This is a genomic window from Comamonas sp. SY3 (assembly GCF_041730275.1).
Taxonomy (GTDB): Bacteria; Pseudomonadota; Gammaproteobacteria; order Burkholderiales; family Burkholderiaceae_C; genus Comamonas; species Comamonas sediminis.
On the sequence record NZ_JBGTYN010000036.1, the window covers coordinates 1 to 23392 of the forward strand.

Annotated in this window: 40 protein-coding genes, 2 tRNA genes and 1 pseudogene; 18 read left to right on the forward strand and 25 right to left on the reverse strand. The window is 56.5% G+C overall.

The genetic code is table 11. The features are described 5' to 3' along the window. The 7 genes and pseudogenes from ACCQ08_RS24910 to ACCQ08_RS24940 all read right to left on the reverse strand — a co-directional run. A pseudogene (locus ACCQ08_RS24910) lies at positions 1-340 on the reverse strand (phage major capsid protein); the annotation flags it as partial. A gap of 63 nt (positions 341-403) precedes the next feature. Next, complete coding sequence (locus ACCQ08_RS24915) at positions 404-1240, reverse strand: head maturation protease, ClpP-related (protein WP_373451269.1); 837 nt, start codon at positions 1238-1240, stop codon at positions 404-406. Further along, on the reverse strand, positions 1218-2507 hold the full coding sequence (locus tag ACCQ08_RS24920; protein ID WP_373451270.1) for a phage portal protein: 1290 nt from the start codon (positions 2505-2507) through the stop codon (positions 1218-1220). Before ACCQ08_RS24920 ends, ACCQ08_RS24915 begins: the two co-directional genes overlap by 23 nt. A gap of 9 nt (positions 2508-2516) precedes the next feature. After that, positions 2517-3983 (reverse strand): terminase large subunit, encoded by a 1467-nt coding sequence (locus tag ACCQ08_RS24925; protein WP_373451271.1) that lies wholly within the window; start codon positions 3981-3983, stop codon positions 2517-2519. 46 nt (positions 3984-4029) lie between these two features. Further along, positions 4030-4389 carry a hypothetical protein gene (locus tag ACCQ08_RS24930; RefSeq protein ID WP_373451272.1) on the reverse strand — a complete coding sequence of 120 codons (360 nt, stop codon included), beginning with the start codon at positions 4387-4389 and terminating at the stop codon, positions 4030-4032. Positions 4390-4481: 92 nt separating this feature from the next. Then, entirely contained in the window at positions 4482-4934 is a 453-nt protein-coding gene (locus ACCQ08_RS24935; RefSeq protein ID WP_373451273.1) for an HNH endonuclease, read from the reverse strand. Further along, positions 4900-5097 (reverse strand): hypothetical protein, encoded by a 198-nt coding sequence (locus tag ACCQ08_RS24940; protein ID WP_373451274.1) that lies wholly within the window; start codon positions 5095-5097, stop codon positions 4900-4902. Before ACCQ08_RS24940 ends, ACCQ08_RS24935 begins: the two co-directional genes overlap by 35 nt. Positions 5098-5602: 505 nt before the next feature. Here ACCQ08_RS24940 and ACCQ08_RS24945 point away from each other — a divergent pair. Continuing rightward, the gene (locus ACCQ08_RS24945; protein ID WP_373451275.1) at positions 5603-6277 is read left to right on the forward strand and encodes a hypothetical protein; all 675 of its coding nucleotides are present in this window, start codon (positions 5603-5605) and stop codon (positions 6275-6277) included. Between the two features lie 61 nt (positions 6278-6338). Beyond that, a complete protein-coding gene (locus ACCQ08_RS24950) occupies positions 6339-6713 on the forward strand; it encodes a hypothetical protein (protein ID WP_373451276.1) in 375 nt (124 codons plus the stop codon). Here ACCQ08_RS24950 and ACCQ08_RS24955 read toward each other — a convergent pair. The 15 genes from ACCQ08_RS24955 to ACCQ08_RS25025 all read right to left on the reverse strand — a co-directional run bounded on the left by ACCQ08_RS24955 (position 6694) and on the right by ACCQ08_RS25025 (position 14570). Next, on the reverse strand, positions 6694-6855 hold the full coding sequence (locus ACCQ08_RS24955) for a hypothetical protein (protein WP_373451277.1): 162 nt from the start codon (positions 6853-6855) through the stop codon (positions 6694-6696). The two genes, ACCQ08_RS24950 and ACCQ08_RS24955, sit on opposite strands and share 20 nt — an antisense overlap. A gap of 70 nt (positions 6856-6925) precedes the next feature. Further along, positions 6926-6998: transfer RNA gene (locus ACCQ08_RS24960), tRNA-OTHER, on the reverse strand. Positions 6999-7228: 230 nt separating this feature from the next. Further along, complete coding sequence (locus ACCQ08_RS24965; protein WP_373451278.1) at positions 7229-7684, reverse strand: hypothetical protein; 456 nt, start codon at positions 7682-7684, stop codon at positions 7229-7231. After that, positions 7681-8250 (reverse strand): recombination protein NinG, encoded by a 570-nt coding sequence (locus ACCQ08_RS24970; RefSeq protein WP_373451279.1) that lies wholly within the window; start codon positions 8248-8250, stop codon positions 7681-7683. Before ACCQ08_RS24970 ends, ACCQ08_RS24965 begins: the two co-directional genes overlap by 4 nt. A gap of 106 nt (positions 8251-8356) precedes the next feature. After that, entirely contained in the window at positions 8357-8770 is a 414-nt protein-coding gene (locus tag ACCQ08_RS24975; RefSeq protein WP_373451280.1) for a recombination protein NinB, read from the reverse strand. Further along, the gene (locus tag ACCQ08_RS24980) at positions 8763-8966 is read right to left on the reverse strand and encodes a hypothetical protein (RefSeq protein ID WP_373451281.1); all 204 of its coding nucleotides are present in this window, start codon (positions 8964-8966) and stop codon (positions 8763-8765) included. Before ACCQ08_RS24980 ends, ACCQ08_RS24975 begins: the two co-directional genes overlap by 8 nt. After that, positions 8963-9238 (reverse strand): DUF3310 domain-containing protein, encoded by a 276-nt coding sequence (locus ACCQ08_RS24985; RefSeq protein WP_373451282.1) that lies wholly within the window; start codon positions 9236-9238, stop codon positions 8963-8965. Before ACCQ08_RS24985 ends, ACCQ08_RS24980 begins: the two co-directional genes overlap by 4 nt. Next, positions 9235-9744 carry an HNH endonuclease gene (locus ACCQ08_RS24990; RefSeq protein ID WP_373451283.1) on the reverse strand — a complete coding sequence of 170 codons (510 nt, stop codon included), beginning with the start codon at positions 9742-9744 and terminating at the stop codon, positions 9235-9237. Before ACCQ08_RS24990 ends, ACCQ08_RS24985 begins: the two co-directional genes overlap by 4 nt. Next, the gene (locus tag ACCQ08_RS24995; RefSeq protein WP_373451284.1) at positions 9741-9995 is read right to left on the reverse strand and encodes a hypothetical protein; all 255 of its coding nucleotides are present in this window, start codon (positions 9993-9995) and stop codon (positions 9741-9743) included. The genes ACCQ08_RS24990 and ACCQ08_RS24995 overlap by 4 nt, the downstream gene beginning before the upstream one ends. A 4-nt stretch (positions 9996-9999) precedes the next feature. Next, positions 10000-10239, reverse strand: a complete 240-nt coding sequence (locus ACCQ08_RS25000) for a hypothetical protein (RefSeq protein ID WP_373451285.1) — start codon at positions 10237-10239, stop codon at positions 10000-10002. A 323-nt stretch (positions 10240-10562) separates the two neighbouring features. Then, positions 10563-11423: a toprim domain-containing protein gene (locus ACCQ08_RS25005; protein ID WP_373451286.1), complete on the reverse strand. Its 861-nt coding sequence runs from the start codon at positions 11421-11423 to the stop codon at positions 10563-10565. After that, positions 11420-12964 (reverse strand): DEAD/DEAH box helicase, encoded by a 1545-nt coding sequence (locus ACCQ08_RS25010; RefSeq protein WP_373451287.1) that lies wholly within the window; start codon positions 12962-12964, stop codon positions 11420-11422. Before ACCQ08_RS25010 ends, ACCQ08_RS25005 begins: the two co-directional genes overlap by 4 nt. Then, positions 12961-13764 carry a hypothetical protein gene (locus ACCQ08_RS25015; protein WP_373451288.1) on the reverse strand — a complete coding sequence of 268 codons (804 nt, stop codon included), beginning with the start codon at positions 13762-13764 and terminating at the stop codon, positions 12961-12963. Before ACCQ08_RS25015 ends, ACCQ08_RS25010 begins: the two co-directional genes overlap by 4 nt. Positions 13765-13938: 174 nt before the next feature. Continuing rightward, complete coding sequence (locus ACCQ08_RS25020; RefSeq protein WP_373451289.1) at positions 13939-14109, reverse strand: hypothetical protein; 171 nt, start codon at positions 14107-14109, stop codon at positions 13939-13941. Further along, positions 14106-14570: a phage regulatory CII family protein gene (locus ACCQ08_RS25025; RefSeq protein WP_373451290.1), complete on the reverse strand. Its 465-nt coding sequence runs from the start codon at positions 14568-14570 to the stop codon at positions 14106-14108. The genes ACCQ08_RS25020 and ACCQ08_RS25025 overlap by 4 nt, the downstream gene beginning before the upstream one ends. A gap of 162 nt (positions 14571-14732) precedes the next feature. On the opposite strand from ACCQ08_RS25025, the gene ACCQ08_RS25030 reads away from it, so the two are divergent. Continuing rightward, on the forward strand, positions 14733-14960 hold the full coding sequence (locus ACCQ08_RS25030) for a hypothetical protein (protein ID WP_373451291.1): 228 nt from the start codon (positions 14733-14735) through the stop codon (positions 14958-14960). Here ACCQ08_RS25030 and ACCQ08_RS25035 read toward each other — a convergent pair. Both ACCQ08_RS25035 and ACCQ08_RS25040 read right to left on the reverse strand, forming a co-directional pair. Beyond that, the gene (locus tag ACCQ08_RS25035) at positions 14944-15138 is read right to left on the reverse strand and encodes a hypothetical protein (protein ID WP_373451292.1); all 195 of its coding nucleotides are present in this window, start codon (positions 15136-15138) and stop codon (positions 14944-14946) included. The genes ACCQ08_RS25030 and ACCQ08_RS25035 overlap by 17 nt on opposite strands. Continuing rightward, complete coding sequence (locus ACCQ08_RS25040; RefSeq protein WP_373451293.1) at positions 15131-15361, reverse strand: hypothetical protein; 231 nt, start codon at positions 15359-15361, stop codon at positions 15131-15133. The genes ACCQ08_RS25035 and ACCQ08_RS25040 overlap by 8 nt, the downstream gene beginning before the upstream one ends. A 79-nt stretch (positions 15362-15440) precedes the next feature. Between ACCQ08_RS25040 and ACCQ08_RS25045 the strand changes: the two genes are divergently transcribed. From ACCQ08_RS25045 to ACCQ08_RS25105, 13 genes are all read left to right on the forward strand, one after another. Then, positions 15441-16121 carry a helix-turn-helix transcriptional regulator gene (locus ACCQ08_RS25045; protein WP_373451294.1) on the forward strand — a complete coding sequence of 227 codons (681 nt, stop codon included), beginning with the start codon at positions 15441-15443 and terminating at the stop codon, positions 16119-16121. Between the two features lie 23 nt (positions 16122-16144). Beyond that, positions 16145-16579 carry a hypothetical protein gene (locus ACCQ08_RS25050; protein ID WP_373451295.1) on the forward strand — a complete coding sequence of 145 codons (435 nt, stop codon included), beginning with the start codon at positions 16145-16147 and terminating at the stop codon, positions 16577-16579. Positions 16580-17286: 707 nt separating this feature from the next. Further along, positions 17287-17493 carry a hypothetical protein gene (locus ACCQ08_RS25055; protein WP_373451296.1) on the forward strand — a complete coding sequence of 69 codons (207 nt, stop codon included), beginning with the start codon at positions 17287-17289 and terminating at the stop codon, positions 17491-17493. Between the two features lie 60 nt (positions 17494-17553). Further along, a complete protein-coding gene (locus ACCQ08_RS25060; RefSeq protein WP_373451297.1) occupies positions 17554-17829 on the forward strand; it encodes a hypothetical protein in 276 nt (91 codons plus the stop codon). An 823-nt stretch (positions 17830-18652) separates the two neighbouring features. Next, positions 18653-18729 (forward strand) — tRNA-Arg (locus tag ACCQ08_RS25065). Positions 18730-18798: 69 nt separating this feature from the next. Beyond that, entirely contained in the window at positions 18799-19059 is a 261-nt protein-coding gene (locus ACCQ08_RS25070; protein WP_373451298.1) for a hypothetical protein, read from the forward strand. After that, positions 19049-19372, forward strand: a complete 324-nt coding sequence (locus tag ACCQ08_RS25075; protein WP_373451299.1) for a DUF551 domain-containing protein — start codon at positions 19049-19051, stop codon at positions 19370-19372. Before ACCQ08_RS25070 ends, ACCQ08_RS25075 begins: the two co-directional genes overlap by 11 nt. Before the next feature lie 120 nt (positions 19373-19492). Further along, a complete protein-coding gene (locus ACCQ08_RS25080; protein ID WP_373451300.1) occupies positions 19493-19645 on the forward strand; it encodes a hypothetical protein in 153 nt (50 codons plus the stop codon). Then, positions 19642-20064: a hypothetical protein gene (locus tag ACCQ08_RS25085; RefSeq protein ID WP_373451301.1), complete on the forward strand. Its 423-nt coding sequence runs from the start codon at positions 19642-19644 to the stop codon at positions 20062-20064. The genes ACCQ08_RS25080 and ACCQ08_RS25085 overlap by 4 nt, the downstream gene beginning before the upstream one ends. Further along, positions 20012-20512, forward strand: coding sequence for a hypothetical protein (locus ACCQ08_RS25090; RefSeq protein WP_373451302.1), 501 nt, complete (start codon positions 20012-20014; stop codon positions 20510-20512). The genes ACCQ08_RS25085 and ACCQ08_RS25090 overlap by 53 nt, the downstream gene beginning before the upstream one ends. A 4-nt stretch (positions 20513-20516) precedes the next feature. Continuing rightward, positions 20517-21131 (forward strand): YqaJ viral recombinase family protein, encoded by a 615-nt coding sequence (locus ACCQ08_RS25095; RefSeq protein WP_373451303.1) that lies wholly within the window; start codon positions 20517-20519, stop codon positions 21129-21131. Positions 21132-21171: 40 nt separating this feature from the next. Then, positions 21172-21684 carry a single-stranded DNA-binding protein gene (locus ACCQ08_RS25100; RefSeq protein WP_373451304.1) on the forward strand — a complete coding sequence of 171 codons (513 nt, stop codon included), beginning with the start codon at positions 21172-21174 and terminating at the stop codon, positions 21682-21684. A 30-nt stretch (positions 21685-21714) separates the two neighbouring features. Next, positions 21715-22119: a hypothetical protein gene (locus ACCQ08_RS25105; protein ID WP_373451305.1), complete on the forward strand. Its 405-nt coding sequence runs from the start codon at positions 21715-21717 to the stop codon at positions 22117-22119. On the opposite strand, the gene ACCQ08_RS25110 is transcribed toward ACCQ08_RS25105, so the two are convergent. After that, positions 22116-22367 carry a hypothetical protein gene (locus tag ACCQ08_RS25110; protein ID WP_373451306.1) on the reverse strand — a complete coding sequence of 84 codons (252 nt, stop codon included), beginning with the start codon at positions 22365-22367 and terminating at the stop codon, positions 22116-22118. The two genes, ACCQ08_RS25105 and ACCQ08_RS25110, sit on opposite strands and share 4 nt — an antisense overlap. An 87-nt stretch (positions 22368-22454) precedes the next feature. On the opposite strand from ACCQ08_RS25110, the gene ACCQ08_RS25115 reads away from it, so the two are divergent. After that, positions 22455-23105: a hypothetical protein gene (locus ACCQ08_RS25115; protein ID WP_373451307.1), complete on the forward strand. Its 651-nt coding sequence runs from the start codon at positions 22455-22457 to the stop codon at positions 23103-23105. Then, on the forward strand, positions 23098-23392 hold a 295-nt coding region (locus ACCQ08_RS25120), incomplete at its 3' end, for a hypothetical protein (protein ID WP_373451308.1). The genes ACCQ08_RS25115 and ACCQ08_RS25120, both read left to right, overlap by 8 nt.

Sequence of the window (23392 nt, forward strand, 5' to 3'; positions counted from 1 at the left end):
GCACATCACCCTTGCGCATGTGGGCGTTGAAGGAGTCGGTGTACTCCTTGTCACGAAGCGCCTTGCCGCCCGCGCCCATCTGAGCAGAGGCGATTTTGGTGTGTGCGTCCTCGGTTTCCTTCTGCAGGCGGTCGAGGTCTGCGTTGATTTTCTGCAGCTTGGCCTCTTGATCGGCGCCCGATTTATTGGCCTTGATCTCTTCGAGCTGCTTGGTGTGCTCGGCTTTGAACTGGGCGAATGCGGTCTGCACGCCCTCAATCAGTGCCTTGACTTCGGCGCCGGTGGGTGCGCCGGTTTCGGCGCGAACGGCCAGAATGCCGCGTTGAACTGTCTTAGCCATGGTGGCCCTTTCAGAAATGAAAAAACCGCCTCATGGGCGGTCTATTACTTGGGTGGAAGCTGCTTACTGAATCGTTTTCAGCAGCGATTGCAGTGAGGCTGCTACCTCAGGGCCAGCGCTCGGCGTGGCATTCTCGGCAGCGCTCGGCGTGCCAGGAAACAGTGCTTTGAAGGTATCCCGGCGAGCAGATCGGGAGTACCCCGCTTTCGCCATGGACGCTTCAATAAGAGCAAGCGGCTTTCTAGCGGCGCTTGCCTGGGCAGTCTTGGTTATCTCCGATGACGGCAGCATGGCGGTTGCGAAACCGTCATCAACCGCCTGCTTGGCGCCAATCCAAGTCTCTTGATCCATCAAACTGGCCGCTTCGGCCTCAGTCATGCCTGTTCGATGGGCATAAAGGGCGGCCATGGCGCCATCAAATGGCTTGAGCCGGTCGGCTGCGTCCAGCATGTCATGCCGATTGCCAACTGCCACAGCCCAGGCGTTGTGAATCATCAGGAAGGAGCCATCCCCCATGAGGATCTCGTCACCGGCCATAGCAATGACGCTGGCAGCCGATGCCGCAATGCCCAAAACCCGGACTGTGACCTTGCCCTTGTGCTCACGCAAAAGGTTGTAGATCGCCATGCCCTCGAAAAAGTCTCCACCAGGGCTATTCACGTTTACCGTGATGTCCTTTGCACCGATGGAGCGCAAGGCAGCGCTGATGCGCTTGGACGTAACACCAGTGCCTTCCCAGTTTTCGCCGATGGCGTCATAAATGGAAATACTGGTGTCAGCGTCGGTCGCGGCCGCGCAAACCTCTGGCTCCCAGCGCTCTACAGCATCAGGCCGGAGGTCAAAGCCTGCTTTTGCCAGGCGGTGATCCGCTCGGATCTCAGGTAGTTGCTTTAGGCTCATTGCTTTCTTTCTTTCCAGACGGCTGTCCGAGCTGCGTTGCATGTGGCAGGTCAGTTGCTGGGTAGTCCAGCAGCTCCCGCACTTCGTCTGCGCTGTGCCATGGCTGATGCCCGCCAGCGCCCAAGGCCTTGGCGAAGTAGTCGGCTTGGTCTTTGAGGGTGCCGCGCAGCAAAGCGCGCACGTTGAACTTGAAGTACAGGGTTTCCCGCTCTCGGTCGGTCAAAAGCGATCGGGACAGGGCTTCTTCCCAGGCCAGCATGCGGCTGGCCAGCGTGTATTGCACGAAGAAGATGCCCAGTTGCTCAATGCCAGAGCCCCAACTGGTGTCGTCCATCATCAAGAGGGGCCGGGGCACGCCATAAAGGCGGGCGACTTCCTCAATCTGGTGGTTGCGATTCTCAATATGCTGGCCATCCCTGGCTGTCGATGCGAAGGTCTTGGCCTTGGCGCCCTCCTCCAGCAACATCCATTTGTTGATGTTCTCGGCCCCCGAGTGGTCTTCATCCAGAGAGCGCTTCATTCGCTCATAAGCCGGGTCAGACAACTCTCCCTCTACTTCAATAGCGCCACCAGCCATGACGCCCGTGCGGAAGACGTTGGAGGCCGCACGTTGCGCGCCGGCCGCCAGGTCGAACACCTCGGATGCCAGCTTTCGGCGAGATAGGCCCTCGATACCATCCAGCGACAAATCACGGATGTGGAGCATCTCGTCTTGGTCCAGGGTGATCTGGCCGCCGTTCTCGGTGGTGCATTGGTACTGCATCCGCCAACCTGGCCCAAGCTTGCCAATGACCCGCCCCTTCTCGAAGGGGATCAAGTGGATCGGGCGGCTGCCGGATCGGATAATGCGCGCATAGGCGTTGCCTTCCGTCTCCAGCAGCAGCTCCATCTGGCTCTTGAACTCCATCGGCGTCTGGTAAGGGTTTGGCTTGACCCTCACCAGCTTGTGAGCCGGGTGATCAGCCGCCTTTTGCTTGTCATCTCCCTCGCGGTAAAGATTCAGGGGCAGCATGCCCAGACCGTTGCAAAGCAGGGTCAGGCAGCGCAGCGCCGCAGTGTTGCGCAGCATGTTGCCCTGAGCGCCGACCTGACCCGAGCGGATGAATTCCAGAAACACTGGGTCATCCAAGCTCTGGAAAACCTGACCCTGGGCGCGGACCGCAGAGGATTGCGCGCCCTGATGCATCACCGGCTCAACTCGTTGCGGCGCTTCAGGTGGGCGCGACTGTGCCTCCGGGCTACCCCGGAAGATGTCGAATATTTTCATTGTTCGCCCTTACAAGTAACGGATTCCACGCGTTTCGTAGACCGAGGTTTTCCGCTCGGCCTCGTGCGGCATGACTCCAATGGACATAGCTAGCGCCTGCATGCCATCGATACGGCCACTCGCCTTTGACTTCGTGAACTTGCGGTTTTCTGCCGGGTCTTTGATCACAATTGCGTTGCCCGCGCACATGGACAGGACCGGGTGGTTGCCATGCTTCAGTTTTTTGCCTAGTAGTCGCTCTTCTAGACCGCGAATCGCCGGAGACATGGACACGAAGCCCTGCCCGAAGTCTATGAAGCGCTCCAACTCGTCTTCGGTGAAACCAACCTTCACCAGCCAAGGTCGCAGATGACGCATTCCCCAGCGGTCGAACGCCAATGCACGAATGTCATAGGTGTCGAACACACGCCGAAGCTCGTGGGCCACGAATTCATATTCAACAGCGCGCCCCGGTGTAAGCTTCAGGAAGCCTTGCTGCGCCCAGAGGTCATATGGCACTCGGTCTGCCCGCGACTTCTCCGCGATGTTTTCACCCGGCAGCCAGAACGTCGGCACCACATCGCCCGCAGATGACGACAGCACCAACGCTGTTAGGTCATTCACCGCCGATAGATCGAGCCCACCATAGACTGGCAAGCCATCCATATCCCCTGGCTCAATGCCGTTCTCCTGCCATACAGTTCGCGTGACAAACGGCGTCTTGGCCTCCACGCGCTGATTCAGGATCAGGTTCCGGTAGCCCGCCTCCATGCTTGGCAAACGCTTTGCATCGGATGCCTGCTTGCGCACTTCCTCCTGATTCATGAACACGTCAAAGTGAGGGTTCGCCATGCGAATCGCCTCATCTGAAAATGGGTCCATGTCCAAAGGAGCGGTATGCAGCGCCACCTTGACTCGTGGATCGGCTCCAGTCAACGCATCGTCTATCAATACGCTCAGCAAGTCAGCATCGGTCGGCGACTGCGTACTGATAATGATTGATAGAGGCCCTTCATGCGCGGCAGATGCCGTCTCAATGGCCTCATACAACTCGGATCGCGGCCCTTTGACCTGACCTAGTTCATCATGCACAGAGAAAATAGGACTCAGACCATAGGCTGTGGATGCATCTGCAGACAGAGCCTTGTAGACCGTCCCCAACTCAGGACAGACAAGCGTCTTTGCTGACTCCTTCGGAATCACGTATTCGCTCAAGTCGGGCGACATCCGCACCACCTTGGAGGCATATCCATACAAAATAGCCGCCTGGTCACGAGACTGAGCGGCACTATAGAGCTGGCTATTGTGCTTAGCCTCTGGCCCGCACAGGTGAAGCAGCAGGAGAAACGCGCTAGTTGCTGTCTTCGCATTCTTGCGCGCCATGGACAGAATGAATGTCCGTGTTGGGGTGTCGTAAATCTGCTTAATCCAGCCCTTCTGCGCGTCCGTCAGGCGCACCGGACGCCCAACATGTTTACCGTCTGGAATGCGACACATAGCCTCTATCCACGCTATATTGCGCGCGCCTCTGCTCGCAGCTTTCTTACCCATCAATCGTCATCTCCCACGGTTTGCGGGAACGCCCCACGGCAGAGTTGGCGCGGCCAACGGTTTTCGGGTCGGTGGTTGCCTGCCGAGTGATTCGCAAACGAGTCGCCAAAGATGATGCAGAGCGAACTTCGCGCTCTCGCATGGTCAGCATCTTGTCATAGCGCTTTAGACCATCGTCATCAGCTAGCCAGGCCCGGTCAAATGACTGAATCTCGTCAGTCAATACTTGAGCCTGGATGATGTGCTGGCAGTACAACTCCAGCATGTCCCGGTGCGTCTCAGTAAACGCAGATGCCGGGTGGTCATTCACCAGTCGCGCCCACACAACCTGCTCAGCATCAGTTAGGTGCATGGATGGCAACAGCCTGTTTTCGTGCGTAATAGACCCAACTTGGGCCGCTACTGCGATCTGTGCAGCAGACTTTCGGCCCCGTTGTGCCATAACTATTTACCTTTTTTCTGGACGTTTAGGTCTTGCGAGGGAACAGGTCGGTTTCCGTCTGGAGGGGTGTGCACTTTTGGTGCCCCCGCCCCTGTCTCGCGGAAGGTCGTGCGATCAATATCAACCCGCTGGTGAGGCGACGCATCGACGGGCCACCCATCTGAACCTATTTGGGTCTTGGGCCTCTGGCGGAGGTCTGAGCGAGTCTTGTCCTCGTGGCAATCGAGACACAGACCTTGCCGGTTGCAACCTCGATCCCGGTCAAAGTCCAAGCCGCCATTCACCAATGCAATGATGTGGTCAAGCTCAGTTGCAAGCCTCACCCTCCCACTCTTCTCGCACATGACGCACAAGGGGTAGCTGTCGAAGTGACGCTCTCTGATGCGTTGCAAGCGCCTGCCGGTTATGCGCGTCACAGAGCTACTCGGTCTGGGCTTGAGTGTCTTTAGTCCCATAGATAGCTCGCGCCTGTTCTGGGTTTTCGTAGAGCGCCTTCAGCACTTCATGCAGCCCACGGTAGAACCTCAGCAGCCCCTTGACGCTACCTCCGAACGGGTAGCAGGCGAACTGATGAGCCATGCGCTTGTAGATGCGGCGCTTGTGTTGGCGTCTGTTCATGCAACACAGCCATTACTCGGCCTGGGGCGGACAGCGCACCCAAGAGTTGTTGGCTCCGGGCATCCACTCGGTTGATCGCGAAGGTGCCTGTGGCATCTCAGGCCGACCCCACGGCTGCACCAGCTTGTCAGCAACCTCTTGACAGAGACGGCGCTCAATCTGCCTGTGCAACTCCTGCGCGACTTCGTCCCTGTACCTCAGCCAAAGCATGGGCATTCGGCTCAGACCCAAGCTGTTTGCGATGGGTTGAGCCGTATCAAGCGTTGCCAGAGCTGCATCAACTTCAGCTTGCACGCGCTGGTCAATGCAGTCGGCTACCGATCTCAAAAATGGGTGCGTGTCAGCATTCGGTTGAATCATGGCTCTCTCCTATCGGGTCGCAGGGGCTAGGCTCCAAGTGTGTAGGTCGCGTGTGCGGAGAGCCTGCCCTGCGGTAACTGGTTGAATGTAAGCTTTTGTTATTTTGGTTTGTTAAATTGGCTGATCTTCATTTGTTGGAGTGCTCATGGCCAAGATCTCTGTCAATAAGCTTGCCGAACTGCTTGTTACTTCAAATCCATCTCGTCGCAGGAAGATCGTCCAGGATCAAAAATACCCGAGCACATCTGTTGTTGCGCGCTATCGTCTAGCCCAGGCGCCAATTGCGGCCTTCCTGAGAGGTGGCAGGGACCCACAGATCATCAACACGGCAATTGCAACTTTGCGCGCTCCATTTGACGGAACCGAGTGGACTCTAGACGATCGCTGGAACACGGCAGATGCCCTTGAGCGATTTCTTGAAGTTGCCGATTCACTCCCCTCATCCAAAGATGAGAAATACACCCAAGGCGATACATCTGCTCCAAAGCTGAACATCGCTGGCGTAGATGTAAGCGTGCGACCTGACCTGCTCATCAAATTCACCAATAGGGGAGCTGAATACACCGGCGCTGTGAAGTTTCATTTCATCAAAAACCCTGACTCAGCTCTAACTCATGCGGGTTCTGAATACGTTTCAGTGTTGATGCACAGGTGGCTCGAAGAGTTCGGCCCCGATGGATCTAAGCCGTCGCACGCCCATTGCATCTGCATTGACGTTTTCCGCGGTTCAATGGTTACAGCTCCTAAAAGCACGACCCGAAGGATGACGGAAGTCACCGCGGCATGTGAGGAGGTTGCGGCTCGCTGGCAAGTGCTATAGCGGAGACGACATATTCGCGTGTGCGCCATCCGCTCATGTCGCCGCCGGAGTCCAGGAGCGCATGCGTATTGGTGAGCCCAATGATCACGACGTTCTCAACATCATCAGGATCTTCCACAAACGCTCCAAATCGCTGTCCAATGAAAAGGCTGTCATTCATGGCATGCTCCAAAAGAAAAGCCAGCACTTGGCTGGCCTTGGTATTCGTACCCCATCAGACAACCCTCATGGGCTGGGGTTGCTGTTCGCTTCTTCAAGCACTGGGAAGCTCTCAGTAGGAGATGCCGCACCTTCATACCGCTCGGGTGCGGGCCGCGCTTGCTGCAGCTGGAATGGAAAAGCCCCGACCATTTCTGATCAGGGCTTGGGTTTAGTGATGAGCGCCAGTCCCATCACCAGTCTTGGCGGACAACTTGTTAGGAGCAAACCTCGATGAAAGACTCGCCCTCGAATTCGATCTTGCGCACTGTCTCTACTTCCAAAGGATCGCCGCGACGCGTCCATTCAGCAATCACCTGTAGCTCGCGCAGCTCCTCTGGGAGTGCCGAGAGCTCGGAGATTAGTTCGTTCACGGTCATAACGGCCTTGTCCAATCGAATTGGTGCCGAGGCCCTTCCCCTCGGACTGGTTGTTGGGACTTGCACCCACTTGTGGCGGAGGGAGTCGAACCCTCAACTTCCGAGCTAATGCACGGCGCTCTGCCTGTTGAGCTACACCATCACAACTGCTGACTGGTTGCTCTATACCGGGGCGGTGAATCCTGAGCATTAGGAAAATTCCCGGCTTTTCCAATCAGCATGTGTGATGGCCCTAGAAGCGGAAACGCTCCGCCATCTAAGGCCTTACCGAGCCACAACAGCCCGGCAAGTGATCATGGTTGAGGGCCAACAACTACCGTTGCCAGCGTGGTGAATAAAACAACCTCTCAACGCTGCCGAGAATACCAGAATTTCACTGGGTGCGCAACAATTTATTCATGTTGTTGCTGTGTGTCCGCTTGCAGTCCATGACGTGGTCGATCAGCAACTGGGCATCCTTGCTGCTGGGCTCGCGGGCCAGCATGGTTCCCTTGCACTTGGAGCAGGTGTAGGTCTTGGCTTCCTTGACCTTGAGGCCGGTTCCATTGCAGGGCTTGCACTTCTGGTCGATCAGCCAGGCCATGGCCTCAGTGGCGGAATCGTGGGGCGATGCCACCCTCTTGACCGTGGCCTCGTGGACCAGCTCAGCGTGCATGCGCTCAATGTCCGACCGGCTGGGCTTGGTGATGATCCGCAGGTAGTGGGATGCAACACTGGCCTTGCTCATGCCGCTTGCCTTGATCAGGTCCACCTGGCCGATCTTGTGGGCTTCGTCCGAAAGGTCGCTGGAATGCATTGCTGCTGTGTAACGCTCTGCTGTGATGCTCATGGTCTACCTTTCAGTTCTTTCGTCTTTGCTCTGTATTCGTCTCGGATGGCGTCTACTTCTTCCGCGGTCAAGTGGCGGGAATCGTTGTCCGACTCCAGCGCCTCCACATACTCCACGCCATAGCGCTCAATCAGTCCGGCCCTGTACGCAATCGCGTTGCCATGCCGGTGGTTGTTGCAGGGTTGGCACTGCTTATGGATGTTTCGAGGGTCAAGGGCCAGGTTGCTTGCAGCACCGCGGCTGCGGTAATGGCCCGCGTGCCATTGGCCTTGATGGAAGCGTCCACAAGAGATGCAGGGAAGGTCCGCGTCACGCAGGCGCACATATGCGTTTACTTGCACCTGCGCGCGGGCCTTTCTCTGCGAGAGAGTCAGTGACTTTTCCTTCCGCCGTTTCATCTCGGCGCGCTCAACCTTGGCAGCGGCCAGAGACTCCTTGGCCTTCTTGCGTTCAATGCGCGCAGCTTCTTCCACGGCAAATTCGTCTATGCAGCCTGGGTGCAACAAGCGCTGTCCGGGCTCCAGCTTCTGTTTGCAGTGCTTGCAACGGGTGCGGCGGAAGGTCATGCCATCACCCCAAACATGAATGCCACAAACAGAAACCAGCCCCAGCCTGGTAGCCCCAGTGCAGCCAGAATGAAGCCGCAGAGCATGGTGAAGAATGCGACATCCTTCATGCTTCGCCCTCCACCGCCTTAAACCGAACGCCCCGCTCTGCCCCGAAAGCCTCCATAAGGGCCTGCAGCTCTGCCATCTCGGCCTTGGTCATCTTTGAGGTGGACTGGCCGCAGACGACAAAGCCGCCATCCAGACCTGGCACAACCTTGGTGCGCTTGAGCGCGGCGCTGAAAACATCCTTCCATTCCTCAGCGGTCAGGCGATGGCCATGCCAGTCCACCTGGGCCGAGATGTCGGAGAGCATCGCCCACAGCCGGCGATTTTGCGCATCGCTGCGCTTCTCGGGGCGGATCTCCAGGGTGAGACGGTGGCCGGACAGAATCCAAGGCTTCACAAAGCCCCATGCATGCATAAGGGCCTTGTGGGCTTGGATGGGCTCCCACAGGGAGAGGCTGATGCGCTCAGTCACGTTTCACCTCCACTGCAGCGATGCTGATGCGCAGTCGGTCCGACACCGAAACGTTCTCACTGACAGGGTCGAGCTCGGACCGCACCTGAATATCGATGTCGCAGTGGGTCATCTCCATGAACTGCTCACATGCAGAGTGAATTGCATTGGCCAACTGCTCAGAGGCCTCGCGGAATACTGGATGATCTGGGCTCATGTTGGCTCCCCCATGTCGATAACGGGCAGGTCCAGCAGGCCGTTTGTGGGCTCGCCTTTCGCCTCAGCCAGGAACTGGCGATAGTGCGCCGCCTTGTCCGCGTCGTCAGAGGCGCCCTGCTTCTTGCCGGCGCGCATCGAGTACTTGATGATGTTGCCCTTGAGGAAGCCGATGTACTCCTCTTTGGTCAGCACCTCACGCATTACCTCGATGGGCTGGATTGGCATGTCGCGATAGTGAGAACCGCCGCACTGTCTATCCAAAGCGCTCATACCACCTCCTTGTATTGTTGTTTGCGCCTGGCGTGCCCAATAGCTCCTCCGCTGACGCCGTAGATTTCTGCCAATTGGAGTTGGGTAAGTTTGGAGGCCCGAATTTCGCGCACTTGTTGGTCGGTGAGCTTGCGCATTTTTCGAGCAGCCCGAGCGTAATTGCCTCGTCCTTTTTTCACCATATCCAGGTGGTTTGTCATCGAAGTCCCTAAGAACAAATGCTCGGGGTTAACGCATGCAGGGTTGTCGCATTCATGGCATACCAACAACCCTCGGCAATCTCCCTTGAAAGCTACATAGCTCAAGCGATGGGCCTTGTTGGTTCCATAGGTGCAATAACCTACTTGGCCATATCCGCCACGTACGCATTCACTTTTGTTCCAGACCCAGCAACCTGCGAAAGGAATTCGAGTCACGTTGGATTCAATCCACTGTTGTGTCTGCGGGTTCAAGAGGTGCGTAGACAGCTTTTCCTCGCCGCCGATTTGGGTGTCTAGTGCGCTCATGCGGCTGCTCCTTGCTCAAGATTGTTCTTCGCCTCAATGTCATCGGCCGCTGCTATGAGGGCTTGACCCAGCAGGCGCGCGAAGCCAATCGGTATATCGATACGCACATCGCCAAACCAATCCACTTCAGAAGCTTCAGCGTGCAAGAGCACGTTGTGGTCCGGGAAGTCAGGCGACGGTCTCACAGTAAGGAAGTGCCCCTCCTGATCAAAGAAGACCTTCCGGTGAATTTCAGTTGTGTATTCGTTCATCCCCTCACCCCTTCCTGTTGAGCCAGGCATCCCTGGCCTTGATCACATTTACCGGTGCAGCCTGCTTGGAGAGTTTTGCAAGCGCTTGACGCATTTCCTCGTTCGAGATTCCAGACTGCAATTGCTGGTCGTGGATGTAATCCCTCCATCCGTCCAACAGACCTTTGGCCTTCACATCCAGCACCATCGCTGCCAGGTTGTGAATTCGCATCTGCCTTCCCATCTCGGTGTTCAATTCGCTCAAGATGCACTCCTTGTTTCATACTCATCTCCTATCTGCTCCTATCTCAATCCCTGCCCTTTGGTGAGCAAGACCCAGCCAATCCTTACTGAGCCTTCACTACGCGCTTTCTGCCCTTTGGAGCCGCATAGACCCGCCAGTCTTTCGATGCAAGGGCACTAGCTTCGCCACCCTTTCTCCTTTTTCAGCATCTGATCCAACAGTAGGAGACTCACTTCCGGGGTGCTGCTGTAATTGCTCCAACCACCCCGGCGAAAATTCATGCGCTGACGGTGCTCGGAGTACCGTCTGTCCCTCTCTGGCTTTGGGAGCGCACTACAAATGGGTTACTTCCTGCGAACCTCCATCAGCTTCTGAGCCACTGCGAAAAGTCCTGCACGCTGGTGCAAATCGTTAGCGTCCTCGCCAACAACAGTGCTCATGCAATAAGGGAATCCGCTCTTAATTGCCGCTCGCTCGCCGGTTTGCGATGCGTCGTTATCAGCGAAAACGTAGACGCGCCCCTTGACCTGTTGGGCAATGAATTCAAGATTCACTGCGCTAAAACACACCAGCACCGAAGCTCGCAAACCAACACTACGAAGCGCTGCGACGATTGACAGGCCAGTGGCATATCCCTCACACAAAATCACCTCTGGCGCGGTCTTGTCGCCCATGCGAAACACTGCGCCCTTAGCCTTCATGCCAGGCGCCATCTTTTTTTCGAACTTGCGATCTAATTCATCCCAGCGGATGACCTGCACGCCTTGCACGGCATTGGTTTGCAGATTGCGCATGGGGATGAGCAAAGCGCCTTCCGCGCTCACAAATCCTTGAGCGTCTGGAAAGCCTTTGCGATGCAGATAGTTGTGAGCCATAGGCTTGGCCGCGCGTAGCATTTCCTGGCTGCGCATCGCCGCACGGTGGTAGTCCTGCTCTTGCGTAGCTTTCGCTGCTTGGCGTCGTGCTTTCCACTCAGCCTTTTCTTGCTCTGTCCACGGGCGTGCATTGGCATCGTTCCACCACTGCACCTTGGCCTCGCCAGACCAGTTGAATACCCAGCCACGCTCGCCATCCCAAAAATACGCGCCTGCTGTGCTCTTAGGCTTATCAGTTGTTCCGCAGCGTCGGATTTTTTCGCATGCGTGAAACTTGGCTGGATTGATCTCAACGCCGTGAGCGCGAGCAAAAGTGATAAACCCACTCATGCCTTCACCGCCTTCCGATAGGCCAGATCAAGACTCTTAATCTTGTTGCGCACATTGAGGGTGATCTCTGCGTTCGGCGTCGAATGGAAGTCAAAACTCGCTGGCGGCGCTTCACCGGTAATCTTCTGGAAAAGGTGCCATGCGCGGCCCCGCTGCTTTTCAGGCGAACTGTGGCCACGGGCGTAAGCGCAAATTTGCTCCCACAAGTGACGCTTGTCGTCTGCCAGCTTTTTCTTGCCCAGCATCACGACTTCTTCCATCACACCGGCAACGGACTCTTGCAAGGCGGCTTCTTGCTTCTCAAAGCCGCAGGACATACAGCGCTTGTGAAATGGCTTGTAGCCACACGATGGGCAGCCCTTTAGATCCTTTTCTTCGTCATCACGGCGAATCTTCTTATCCAGTTTCTCGCCCATATCCAGAGCATTGAGACCGTCAAAATAGATAGCCGAGAAATCCTCTGCAAAGCGAACGATATTGCCGCTGTGGTCGAGCAGGATGCAATCCTTCTTACCCGTGCCGGGGCTGGAGCGCAGGCCACGCCCCCACATCTGGATGGCGGTGGAGAGAGACTTGCGAAGTGGGCGGCAGTCAACGACGCAGCCAACGTCCGGTACGTCAAACCCTTTTGCCAGAGCCTCGACACTGATCAGTACACGCAGGCTCGAATCAGATTTGCTGTACTCTTTAACCAGCAACTCACGTTCAGCGGCGGTGGTCTCGCTCGTAAAAACGGCAGCCATCACGCCCGCGTCAACGAATTGACGAGCCAGCTCTTTGCAGTGATTAATAGTCGCGCCAAACACAATGGTCTTGCGTCCCTCGCCGTGGGAGACCCATTCCTTGACCACATCGCCAACGATCTGCATACCGCGCTCTTCTGCCGCAGCATCTGTCCATTCACCACCAGACGTCGCAGCGCCAGACATGTCGGCACGCTTGCAGGACAACACGCGCATCGGAACCAAAACGCCTGCTTGCGTCAAGTCATGCATCGTGGTGGCATTAATCAGGTGCGAGAAGAGCTTTCCCAGCCCCGAAGAAAATGGTGTAGCAGACAGACCGACGCATGCCGCCTTTGTCTCGTTCACATACTCTGTCCACACCTTGAGCTGGGTATGCGCCTCATCAATGATGATCACATCGGCTTGTGGCCAGTAGCCGCGCTTGGCGATGGTCTGCGCACTGGCGATCTGGTACGGCATCTCTACCGCACGACGCCAATGATTCGCCTGCACAACCCCGTGTGAGGACAAGCCATATTGGTCAGCGGCCTTGCTGGTTTGATTAATCAGAGTGGTGCGGTCGCAGACAAAGACAACCTTCTTCCCCTTGACCAAGGCCTCTTGCGCAATGCGGTGACCGAGGTAGGTCTTGCCAGCACCAGTTGGGGCCATGATCAGTTGGTTCTTGTGACCATCGCGAAAGCCCTGGCGCAGCGCATCGTGTGCAGCCTGCTGGAACGCGCGCGCTGGAGGGAAGCTGGTGCTAGCGTAGTTAGGTGCGTCATCAAACAAACGCGGCATCATCACGGCGCTCATACCGACTCCTTCAACATTGCTTCGAGCTTGACGATCTGGCGGTCGCGAGCTTTCACCAGCTTGATCGCCTCAGCCTTTTCGTTCATCAGACCTTGCATGCGGCTCTCCAAAACAGAGTTCACTGCATTGAGACGCTTGATCTCCGCGTAGGCGGTTTCGAGCTTGTCGTCCGACTCCATCAGCTTGTCGAGCGCAGCGCGGTCGGCCTGTTCTTGCAGTTCGTGCGCGCGCAGCTCTTCTTCGCTAGGGCCGAAAACTTCGCCCAGCTTTTCGAACACGTCAGCCTCCGGTTCCTTTTTGGGGATAGGCTTACCGATTGCTGCCGCTTGCTCTTCCTTTGGTAGCTTGGCGATGGCAGCGGCCTTTGGCAGGCCGATATCGCCGCGCTTCACGGCTTCGACAACTTCGGGCGCTGCCTTGGTTTGCACTGCCTTGGCTTGAGTGATGGTGTTGGCGTGAACACCCGCGATGGCGGCAAGTTCGGCGTTGGTCTTTGCAGGAAGCTCACACTCAATGTGAGCTTTTTCCCGATGTGCTGGCTTCCAGTCATAGACCGCAGTCGTCGCCATCGCCAATTGAGCTTGCGTGACGTGGCGGCGGGCCTTGTTCTGCGCCAGAACGAAGTGGCGTGGATCAGTTCCTGCTGCCAATTCCACATGAGGGCAAGGCATCAGCACCTCATTAGCTGCGTTGTAGCGATGCCAACCATCCAGCACCATGCCTTCAAACAGGGTGATTGGGTTCTGAACCCCAATTTCCGCAATACTGTCTTTCAGATTCTGAAAGTCGTCGGCGCTCATTGCAGGGAATGCGGCAGACAGAGGGTGCTGGGAGTAGGACATATCAATCAAACTTAGGTTTATGGTTTTCGTACTGGTCAAGCCACAGGGATAGAGAGATGGAGCGAAGGCGAATGCAGTTCATAAGAAATCGGATCGCTCGGGGTACGTTCTTCGCTTCACCTTCTGCTCCTCTCATATGCTTGCCTTCCTCAGTTTTTGGTTGTTGAGCAGTGATGCCTGGGCCTGAGCCCCGCTTTCGATGTAGTAGCCGTGGTAACGAGGGTTGCGGTCTACCGTCTTGAGGATTCGGGGCTTGGTGAGCCGGGATGCGAGGGATTTGGCTGGGACGGTGAAGGCGTTCATTTCTTGCCCGCCTTGTTCTTTGCTTCGACTGCTTGAATCAGTTGCTGCACCGCCGCCAGAGCTTCTGCAGCCTCCTTGTGGATGCGCACCAGGTCGTTGTCCGAGATAACGCCATCTGCATCACCCTCAAGGGCTGCACTCATGACATGGGACAGCTCTTGAGCAACTCCGGAAATAGAGCGATGCACGCAGGCCACCGCATCCATAGTCACCACTGGCAGACGCACGAAGCCGCCGTTATCAGCAGCAACTGCATTTGCAAAGTCATGGCAGAAAGGGGAGTTGGCTTCTACGCACAACTCAGAGATCAGCAGCGAAGTCGCCAGGCCGAGCTTGAACTTCACATCGCCCGACAGTTCTTTGCGCAGAACTTCGGCAGTCTTACCAACACGGGGAGCCAGGCTCTCATAGCCGCCCGGGTATGCCTTGGCCATTTGGCGGAGTGCGTCTTGTGGTGTCATATCCGTTTGCCTACTTGATGGATGTTGTTGAGGGGGAGACGTTTTCTGATACTGAGAACATGAAAACGACGACTACAAAATTTCTAGAGAGAGGTGCCTGCCCTGCCTTCGTGTATGCTGGAAGCTCCGACACATCCAGTAACTACTTGAAGGAGAGCAGGCATGAGCGAGAACGAAGGTCAGAAGATCCCGAATTTCCATCTGCGCAGCGATGCATCGGTTGGAAACCTAGGCGTCTATTTGGGCAACAACCTAGTAACCGGGCCTCTTTTGGTTGGCGACAAGATCAAGTTGGAAGATGGACGAGTTCTTGTGGTGACCGAGCGAACTTGGCTAGATGGCCATCAGCGCGAAGCAAACCTTCTGGTCACCGTCACGCTGGCGAAATAGACGCCACCCTTACCGCTGCGCCGCTCTCGCTTCTGGCGATGAACTGGCGCAGCTCCAGCAAGATCAGCACAAGCAATTCCGTCTCAGTCTTAGAGAGCAGCTCCATCAGCTGCTTGTTGTCTGAGGCGGGGATCACACGCTCGCCTGCATTGGTGAATTGGTTGTCATGGTTAGGCATTGACTGTCTCCTTCTGCTTGGGGGTTTGGGGTTTGGCTGCGCATCGGCCGCCAAAGTACGTGATCAACGGCTGGATGGTTTGAACCCGTGGGTTTTCACGGCCGCCGTAGTAAAACTTGCGGATGAAGCTCAGAGCAACACCCGTCTCTTCAGCAATGCGCGGGAATGCCGCAGCACCTGCATTTCGCAGTTCGCTTTTGAGTTGTTCAGTGATGGAGCACATTGGAAATTTGACCTTACATACCGTTTTCGGTTCGATCTTATCATACCGATTTCGGTACAGCAAGGGCGATCATTGCTGTATGGCAAATAAAGACACCAAATCAAGCGGTACATCAAAGGCCAACCCGGCCCTTGCTTGGCACTTCGCAAGGATCAAGGGCGACTTATCGTTTGCGGCCATACGAAAGAAGATGGCCGATGAAGGCCTTGCCATAGGCTCCAGCACGCTTCAGCGCATCGCGCTGGGGGAACCGGGTGCACGACTGGAATCACTCAACAAGTTGGCGATGTTCGCCAAGATGGCTCCAGAGGATTTGCTGAAGTATCCTGACGAAGATGAAGGCGAGTTCGTGGAGGTGCAACGTGTAGAAGTTCGCTTAAGCGCCGGCAGCGGGTCGGTTGCTACTCCCTATGAGGCCATAGGCGGCCTCGCCTTTAGGCGGTCGTTTTTGTCTGAAGTAGGAGTGTCTGCAGAAGACGCGAAAATTGTTGATGTGCATGGGTCATCCATGTTCCCGACAATTCACGATGGCTCGGTGCTTTTAATCAGCACTAAGAACTCCGCGAAGCAGCCGGTGCACAACAAGATTTTTGCCTTGATTCATCCTATGGATGGCTTGCTGGTAAAACGCTTAGTCAGAGACGGTGACTACTGGTACGCACACAGCGATAACCCCGCGTATGAGCCCATCGCTATCAATGATGGAGAGCCGATCTCCATTCTTGGTCGAGCTATGTGGATGGCGGTCAAACTTGATTAATTTTTAACACTCAGGATAGTTAAATGATCTCTCGCTTCAAGGCATCTTTCGTCATACTGAGCCTGGCTGGCTCAGCATATGCAAGCCCAGCTTCTGAAGAGGCAATGGACTATCGAACGTTGCAAATTAAAGCAATGCTCTGCAAAGAGAAATACAGAGGCGACAGCTTAAAGGTTGACATGGGTAATCTCACCCCCACCGAAGCGTACAAGAACTTCCTGCAATGCCAAGGTGCCGTGTCGACCGAGTCCAAAGCTGTTTACAAGAGGGTCATGGCTAAGACCAAGGGAGCGGATGCTAAAAAGGCTGTTAAAGACTACCAAGTAGCATTCATGTCTTACTTAGATGGACTGGAGCCAAAAGCAGGTGAGGCGCAGCACCAGTACACACAGCGAACCTCAGCGCTTGAGTCCAGCCTTAACACCGCAAAGCAACGCATGGATCTTGAGTTGGAATAGACCCTCCCCCATAGCTAAGCAACCGCCTCCTGGCGGTTTTTTTGCGTCTGTTGCATTTTTTTCTTCAATTCATACCGAAAACGGTTTGACAGCACGTACCGTATTCGGTACATTAAGACATCGCAGCAACAAAGCCTAGCTCCAGTGGAGCGCAGCTAGTTGCAGAACGCGATGGGTGGTTAGCGATTGCGCAGCCTCCGACTTGTTCACGGTAAGTGATCAACGCAGGTGCCGGGTGAACCGGTGTGTAGCGGATGTGAGTCCGGGGATCGAGCGCATGGGCGCTGACGATGGAGCAACTCAGCCAGGCCGCCTTAGCCTCAACAGCTTCGATGCACATAGACGCTTTCAACGTCGCGCGCTGGGAATTGCACCCAGCGAGAGCTAAAAACGCAGGCGCCGCCGGGACGGGTTCCCGGTAGCCAATAGCAGCTCAGCGCTGCGAAGGAGAACACATGCGAGATGCATAAGCCGGACAACCCGGCAACCACCTGGCCGAGCAGTCTCTCGGAGTTGCCGATAGGCGAGTTACCCGGGCAAAGAAAGCGCACAGAGCGCACGGGGTACTAGGGAGTGGCGAACCCGTAACGCAAGCAGTGAAGCCTATACGTACACGACCCCGAGCAATCGGCGTGCGCCCCGACGAGACCGGGGTAAAACCAAAGCGCTCCATCGGGAGCGTTTCGTTTTTTCAACAGGAGAGCCAAATGGCAAACAAGCAAGACCCACGCAGTGCACGTAAGAAGGCAAAGGACGCAGCCTACGCCGCGCTGCCGCCACTGCGCATTCATCATCCTCTGCGGGCCATTAAGAAGGCGTTCCAATCCGGCGGTTGGTTTGTAAATGAAGCCAAGCGGCTCCACCGTCGTGGCGGCAACGGCTTGCAGGCATTCGCCAAGGATGTCCTGCCCTAACCCCCAAGCGCCCTACTCAGGGCGTTTTCAATTTATGCGCACAGGCGCGGAAGGACGATCATGGAAGCGAAACACACGCCCGGGCCTTGGGCATGGGCCGATGTCCCAGGAGCGGGAATCCAGATCCGAGGGCCTTACAAAGGCGAAACTCGCCTTTTGTTCCAGGACATTTGGCGCAAGTTCCCGGAGGCTAAGTGGGATGCTGAAATGCAAAAAAATGCACAACTAGCAGCCTCAGCACCGGAGCTTCTAGAAGTTCTAAAGGAGGCCTCACTTTGGGTTGATGGCGATCTCAAGGCAAAGGTTCAATCAACCATCGCCAAGGCAACCTCATAAGCACCCCAAGAGCATCAGATCAGATGATTTGATGCTTTGGGTACTCCTCGAAAGAGGGCCATCAAGAGCAGAGATTGGCGCGTGACTGGTTTGCACGCCTGGCTAAAAAGAAGCCCGATACCGGTGCAACGGTGCCGTGTGACTGGAGGGTATAAAGCCCCTCTCGCCAGTCTCTGCCCTCGATGGTGGACTTGCTAAGCGTCCGGGGATAAGCATGTCGCGCCCGGCCACCATCAACATTCTCCCCGTCAGGCTGGCAACGTACTGCCGTAAAAACGGGTTTCTCCTGATGAGTTGACTAACGCAGGAGCGGCACATGCAGCCGTGATGACGATAACCGCAATTCAATGTTGCATGTAGCGGTGACACCTCGGAGAGACGAGGACCATCAAGAGGTGGCATTGCCACTATCGCAAACGAGTGAGCCTCCCAGCGGATTGCGACGCCGAGGTTAGGGGCAATTGCCCTGAAACAGTGCCACCCCTCGATGGTGAATGCGCATTTGCGATGCGCGAGTGTCTAGGGAACTGGAAGCGGCCACAGCGGGACACCGCCCACGGCAAAGAAGGTGCCGGCCTTCCATCAAAAACCGGGAAACAGGCAACCCCCAGCCAAACGACATGTGTATCAACCTTGGCGGGCACATGCGGGGATCGGGCCCACAACACGCGGAAGCAAGCCGGACAAGCAACCGGCCACCATCTTCATTTACGGGCAAAAGCGAATGCCGCCTCTGGGAGTTCCCGGGGGAGATCACGGTGCAGCGAGTAGCCCGCCCTATTCATAGATGTAGCCAACCCTGGCCAATCTATTCACAAACACCGCGTCATTAGCTCAACTGGATAGAGCAGCTGAATTCTAGTCAGTAGGTTGAGGGTTCAAATCCTTCATGACGCACCACAAACACACTCCAGCACTACCACGCTGGATTTGCCGCCTTCGGGCGGCGTTTTTATTCCTGGAGAGCCCATGAACGACTTGTCCAACTATCACGCGCTGGCCCGTGGGCAGGCGGCATGGGACAGCAGAGTCCCTGAATTCGACCCGCCAGCGCGCATGCAGAGCCTGCGGGAGCTGCAAGACGAAAACTTCACGCTGCGCGACCAGCTGACCCAGCTTTTGGAAGAAGCCCGGGACCTGGCAGACACCGCAAACCGAATTCGCTGCTGCACCGGGGATCGGATGCTGCGCCTTTGCAACGAGATCGAGGGGATTGAAGATGACGAGTGAGAACAACGCACAGACGGCGGCTCCATTAGAGTGGATCAGTGTTGACGACCGCCTGCCAGCTCCAGGAACACCAGTGCTTCTGGATACTGGTTGCAAATACCCAATCAGAGCCATGTGGGCCGCCAAGCACACCATCGAAGCAGGCGATGACGACACCGACTGGGGCGAATATGTCGAGGCAGACGATATGTACTACTGCCCAGAAGGCTGGTACGAATGGAACGCCCACGAGGAAACGCATTGGAGTGTGAGCGCCAAAGCTATCGCATGGATGCCGTTGCCTCACCCGGTCGCCAAACACAAGGAGGGGTGAGATGTTCATCTACAAGCTAGGCTCCGTTGTGAGCCTCCCCTTCCCATCTCGCCAAGCCGCAACTGATGCGGCTTTTTCTTTGTTCTCTGGGCCCGTTGGCGGGCTTGTGGTGAGGCCAGTATGACCACCACCCCCATGCTGACCATGCCAACCCGAGCACTGTGCCCCGAGCGAGGCCAGAAGAAGAGCCGCTACGTGCCGGCGCTCAAGACCGACATCCGCAAGACCTTTACTAAGTACCGGCGCCTACAAGCGCTGCAGGAGAAGAAATGACTTTCCCATACACCGGCTGGGTGCTGATGCCCAGCTTCAAACCTGCTGAGCTGACCTTTGTGGAACAAGATCACTATTACCGCAGCCGCCATAAATCGCAGAGTGGAAAAGTCTATTCGACGCACACCATCTATCGAGACAAGCATGGCGCTATCGCTGCAGGACATGTTGAGCTGCTCAAGCAACAGGCCGCTGTTGACAAGAAGCAGGCCAACATCAACAAAAGCGCCGAGCAGCGCTGGAAAAGGCGGCAGGAGAGGCCAAGCCTTGAGAGCCCTCTTCCACGCAATCCTCTGGAGCGCCATAACGGCGCTCTCTTTTTTTGCGGCCGCTGTTCGTGCGGGCGCGATTGTTTAAGGACGCAATATGAGCGAGAAAACGCACTACCGCAAAGCCTTCGACTCGCCCTACCTGAGTAGCGCTGACATCGTAGAGCCAACCGTTCTCACAGTGGCCCGCGTGACACTGGAGGCGGACAAGACCAAGAAGACAAAGGATCTCTTCAACACCGCATTCTTTGCCGAGCGCGACCTGCGCCCAGGCGAAAGGCTCAAGCCAATGATTCTGAATGCAACCAACAGCAAGACCATGCGTCAGCTGACCGGGTCGCCCTTCATTGACGACTGGCAGAACACCAGAATCACCGTTTACGTGGATCACAACGTGCGGTTCGGCAAGGAGTCGGTGGAGGGCTTGCGAATCAGCCCCTTCACGCCTGAGAAGAAAACTCTCACTCCGGCGAATGCCAAAGGCTGGGAGAACGCCAAGGCTGCATATCGCCGCGATGGCAACTTGGACCAGGTGCTTTCCAGGGTAGATATGAGCGTCGAACACCAGCAGCAGCTCGCCCAAGAGTGCGCCGGGTAGGCCTATGCAGTTCCACGATGTTGAGCAAAACACTGAGGCATGGCTGCAGCTGAGGCTGGGCAAGGCGACTTGCTCCAACTTCGGCTTGTTCATGGCCAATGACGGAAAGGCGTTTGGTGAGCCCGCCAAAAAGTACGCACTGCAGATCGCTTTGGAGCGCGACACCGGGCGCAAGGCTGAATACAGCTTCAGCAGTGAGCACACCGAGCGCGGCCATGAGCAAGAGCCCATCGCCCGAATGCTCTACGAAGATGAGAACTTCGTGAACGTGAGAAATGGCGGGTTCTTTGACTGGGGGGAGTATGGCGATTCGCCAGACGGGCTTGTGAACGATGACGGTGTTCTGGAGATCAAGTCCGTCACGGCAGCTGTGCACTATGCCACCCTGATGCGCAAGAGCTTTGACCCCGTCTATCGCTGGCAACTCATCGGGCACCTGGACTGCACTCGACGGCAATGGGTGGACTTCGTGAGCTTCTGCGGGGAGTTCAAAGAGGGCAAGCAACTGATCGTTCACCGCTTACATCAAGATGACTACAAGGCTGAGATTGAGCGCCTGCAACAGCGTCGGGCTGATTTTCTAGGCCTCGTCAAGCAGACGCTACAGAACATCTCTTAACCAACACCCTCCGGGAAGGCCGGAGGGACGAAAGGCAACTATGGCAAAGATGTATGGACTGATGCGCCTGGGGCGCGATGCGGAAGTTAAGACGCTTCCAAGTGGCAAGAAGGTGGCAAACCTCTCGCTTGTCTACAACTACGGGCAAAAGGATGGCGATGAGTACCCATCACAGTGGGTAGACGCGGCAATGTGGGGCGACCGAGCGGAGGCATTGGCCCAGTATCTGGTCAAAGGCTCTCAGCACCTGTTCACCATCAGCGATGTGCATATTGAAACGTACACCGACAAGGATGGCTATGAGGCCTTCAAGCTCGCAGGCAATGTTTCCGATGTAGAGCTGGGCCCCCGGCGGGACACCAATTCATCACAGGGTGAAAGCCAAGGCCAACGGCGCCCTGCACCCACACCAGCGCCGCGCCCCGCCCCTCCTCCAGCACCCCGACCAGCTCCAGCGCCACGACAGGGCGGCGGTGGATTCGATGACATGGACGACGATATTCCTTTCGCCGACCCCATGCGCCGCAGCCTACGTCTGTACTCAGTGATCTAACCCAGGACCGCCCAAGAGGCGGTTTTTCTTATGGCCCAAAACAGCTTGGTAATCACCCCTGAGATGGAGCAAAGATTGCGAGAGCTTCGCGCAAACGGGGTTTCGGTGCGCGTTGCTGCGGCGGAGCTGCGGATCGCCAAGAGCACCGCAGCAAAGCGGATGGCGAAAATACCCAAGGGGAAGGCCCACAAGCCCCCTAAGGCGCCGAAGGCCTCAAAGGCTCTGAAACAGCCTGGACCTCACCAGCAACTGCAGGTCAAGCTCAAGCAGGCCGGCGTCAAGATCCCTGAATCTGCCGAGATCATCACCCCGGCGACGGTCAAGGTTCAGCGCCACATCTGCATCCCGCCCGATTACGCGCCTATCTGCGCTGCTTCGGTGCAGGGTCAGTACACGGGCGCCAGCCTCAGCTACCGGGGCCAGGCCAAGCGTTAGCCCAGCGGCACCCGAGTCCCATCCTTGGCGACCAGCGCATTTGTATCGCCCGGCACCAGCTTCACGCCCAACAGCGTTGGCACCGCCTCAGTCGATGCCGGGCTACCCAGCCCATTGCGCACGATCTTGCGCGTCTCAATGAAGTCTTTCATGGAGATGGCATCAAGCTCGATGCACTGAGGGTAGGCGTTGTCATGTTGGGACCAGTGCGCGCGGATGGCACTGACCATGGTGTCGTAAAGCGTCATACCGCCAAGTCTACCGCCCCCAGTGGGCCCCTATTCACAGCCCGCCCTGAGCAATCGAGGCGGGTTTACCTTTTGGAGCATCGCAACATGAACCAGATCGCAGCGCTGTACGTTGAAAGCGATGGCGCCTATTTCGGCCTTGAGGGAGTAGATCCTTGGGATGAGGCCCGGGATGCCCGCAAGTACGCCGGGCCCTGGCCAGTCGTTGCGCACCCGCCCTGCCAACGCTGGGGGCGATTCTGGGGTGGCAATCCGAAGCAATGGCCAAGGCTCAAGCTTGGAGATGACAACGGATGCTTTGCCGCGGCCCTTGCCTCTGTGCGGGAGTTTGGCGGGGTTTTGGAGCATCCCGAAGCCTCGCATGCCTGGGCCGCTCACGGGCTCAACAGGCCACCAAAGTCTGGAGGCTGGATTCAAGCCGACTTCACAGGTGGCTGGACATGTTGCGTTGAACAGGGTCACTACGGGCACCTATCACGCAAAGCTACTTGGCTCTATGCACACAGCGTGGATCTGCCAGACCTTCTGTGGGGGAAAGCCGATGGCTGCATACGGGTCGCCGGAGCAGGCTTTCACAGCAAAGCCGAACGAGACGCCGCGCGCGAATCAGGTTCACACAAGCATCAGCAGTTGCCATCCAAATTGCGCAATGCTACCCCCATCCCATTCCGCGACCTGCTCTTGAGCATCGCTCGCACTACAAGCCTCGCCACTTTTTCTGGAGCCCAACATGGCTGAAAACAACTCTTCCCCGCCGCTCATGACTGACAAGGAGCTTCTGATGGAAACGGGAGCATTCAACGAAATCATGAACGCAGCATTCGAGTATGCGGACGCTTACTGTGCATCAGGTGATGAACCCAGACGGTACTCAGCTGCCATAGATCACCTTCGCAAGACAGTTCGCGCAGAAATTACGAAATTTTCTCGCGCAGATTACAAAACGAATGCCTCCACAGAATTTGATGCCCAGGCAGCGCCCGCAGCAGTGGCTGTGACAGATGCTCAGATAGATGCGATCTTGG

Coding starts and splice junctions, on each gene's coding strand:
- ACCQ08_RS25010 (WP_373451287.1), bottom strand. CDS start 12,964: ATGAGCGCCGTGATGATGCCGCGTTTGTTTGATGACGCACCTAACTAC.
- ACCQ08_RS24915 (WP_373451269.1), bottom strand. CDS start 1,240: ATGAGCCTAAAGCAACTACCTGAGATCCGAGCGGATCACCGCCTGGCA.
- ACCQ08_RS25035 (WP_373451292.1), bottom strand. CDS start 15,138: ATGCCTAACCATGACAACCAATTCACCAATGCAGGCGAGCGTGTGATC.
- ACCQ08_RS25095 (WP_373451303.1), top strand. CDS start 20,517: ATGCAGTTCCACGATGTTGAGCAAAACACTGAGGCATGGCTGCAGCTG.
- ACCQ08_RS25105 (WP_373451305.1), top strand. CDS start 21,715: ATGGCCCAAAACAGCTTGGTAATCACCCCTGAGATGGAGCAAAGATTG.
- ACCQ08_RS25070 (WP_373451298.1), top strand. CDS start 18,799: ATGAACGACTTGTCCAACTATCACGCGCTGGCCCGTGGGCAGGCGGCA.
- ACCQ08_RS25090 (WP_373451302.1), top strand. CDS start 20,012: ATGAGCGAGAAAACGCACTACCGCAAAGCCTTCGACTCGCCCTACCTG.
- ACCQ08_RS25115 (WP_373451307.1), top strand. CDS start 22,455: ATGAACCAGATCGCAGCGCTGTACGTTGAAAGCGATGGCGCCTATTTC.
- ACCQ08_RS25110 (WP_373451306.1), bottom strand. CDS start 22,367: ATGACGCTTTACGACACCATGGTCAGTGCCATCCGCGCGCACTGGTCC.
- ACCQ08_RS25005 (WP_373451286.1), bottom strand. CDS start 11,423: ATGAGTGGGTTTATCACTTTTGCTCGCGCTCACGGCGTTGAGATCAAT.
- ACCQ08_RS25055 (WP_373451296.1), top strand. CDS start 17,287: ATGGCAAACAAGCAAGACCCACGCAGTGCACGTAAGAAGGCAAAGGAC.
- ACCQ08_RS24980 (WP_373451281.1), bottom strand. CDS start 8,966: ATGAGCCCAGATCATCCAGTATTCCGCGAGGCCTCTGAGCAGTTGGCC.
- ACCQ08_RS24995 (WP_373451284.1), bottom strand. CDS start 9,995: ATGAACGAATACACAACTGAAATTCACCGGAAGGTCTTCTTTGATCAG.
- ACCQ08_RS24970 (WP_373451279.1), bottom strand. CDS start 8,250: ATGACCTTCCGCCGCACCCGTTGCAAGCACTGCAAACAGAAGCTGGAG.
- ACCQ08_RS24945 (WP_373451275.1), top strand. CDS start 5,603: ATGGCCAAGATCTCTGTCAATAAGCTTGCCGAACTGCTTGTTACTTCA.
- ACCQ08_RS24925 (WP_373451271.1), bottom strand. CDS start 3,983: ATGTGTCGCATTCCAGACGGTAAACATGTTGGGCGTCCGGTGCGCCTG.
- ACCQ08_RS25015 (WP_373451288.1), bottom strand. CDS start 13,764: ATGAGCGCCGACGACTTTCAGAATCTGAAAGACAGTATTGCGGAAATT.
- ACCQ08_RS24940 (WP_373451274.1), bottom strand. CDS start 5,097: ATGAACAGACGCCAACACAAGCGCCGCATCTACAAGCGCATGGCTCAT.
- ACCQ08_RS25085 (WP_373451301.1), top strand. CDS start 19,642: ATGACTTTCCCATACACCGGCTGGGTGCTGATGCCCAGCTTCAAACCT.
- ACCQ08_RS24990 (WP_373451283.1), bottom strand. CDS start 9,744: ATGAGCGCACTAGACACCCAAATCGGCGGCGAGGAAAAGCTGTCTACG.
- ACCQ08_RS25040 (WP_373451293.1), bottom strand. CDS start 15,361: ATGTGCTCCATCACTGAACAACTCAAAAGCGAACTGCGAAATGCAGGT.
- ACCQ08_RS25020 (WP_373451289.1), bottom strand. CDS start 14,109: ATGAACGCCTTCACCGTCCCAGCCAAATCCCTCGCATCCCGGCTCACC.
- ACCQ08_RS25030 (WP_373451291.1), top strand. CDS start 14,733: ATGAGCGAGAACGAAGGTCAGAAGATCCCGAATTTCCATCTGCGCAGC.
- ACCQ08_RS24950 (WP_373451276.1), top strand. CDS start 6,339: ATGCGTATTGGTGAGCCCAATGATCACGACGTTCTCAACATCATCAGG.
- ACCQ08_RS25075 (WP_373451299.1), top strand. CDS start 19,049: ATGACGAGTGAGAACAACGCACAGACGGCGGCTCCATTAGAGTGGATC.
- ACCQ08_RS25050 (WP_373451295.1), top strand. CDS start 16,145: ATGATCTCTCGCTTCAAGGCATCTTTCGTCATACTGAGCCTGGCTGGC.
- ACCQ08_RS25060 (WP_373451297.1), top strand. CDS start 17,554: ATGGAAGCGAAACACACGCCCGGGCCTTGGGCATGGGCCGATGTCCCA.
- ACCQ08_RS24965 (WP_373451278.1), bottom strand. CDS start 7,684: ATGAGCATCACAGCAGAGCGTTACACAGCAGCAATGCATTCCAGCGAC.
- ACCQ08_RS24920 (WP_373451270.1), bottom strand. CDS start 2,507: ATGAAAATATTCGACATCTTCCGGGGTAGCCCGGAGGCACAGTCGCGC.
- ACCQ08_RS24955 (WP_373451277.1), bottom strand. CDS start 6,855: ATGACCGTGAACGAACTAATCTCCGAGCTCTCGGCACTCCCAGAGGAG.
- ACCQ08_RS25045 (WP_373451294.1), top strand. CDS start 15,441: ATGGCAAATAAAGACACCAAATCAAGCGGTACATCAAAGGCCAACCCG.
- ACCQ08_RS25080 (WP_373451300.1), top strand. CDS start 19,493: ATGACCACCACCCCCATGCTGACCATGCCAACCCGAGCACTGTGCCCC.
- ACCQ08_RS24935 (WP_373451273.1), bottom strand. CDS start 4,934: ATGGGACTAAAGACACTCAAGCCCAGACCGAGTAGCTCTGTGACGCGC.
- ACCQ08_RS24985 (WP_373451282.1), bottom strand. CDS start 9,238: ATGAGCGCTTTGGATAGACAGTGCGGCGGTTCTCACTATCGCGACATG.
- ACCQ08_RS25025 (WP_373451290.1), bottom strand. CDS start 14,570: ATGACACCACAAGACGCACTCCGCCAAATGGCCAAGGCATACCCGGGC.
- ACCQ08_RS25100 (WP_373451304.1), top strand. CDS start 21,172: ATGGCAAAGATGTATGGACTGATGCGCCTGGGGCGCGATGCGGAAGTT.
- ACCQ08_RS24930 (WP_373451272.1), bottom strand. CDS start 4,389: ATGCACCTAACTGATGCTGAGCAGGTTGTGTGGGCGCGACTGGTGAAT.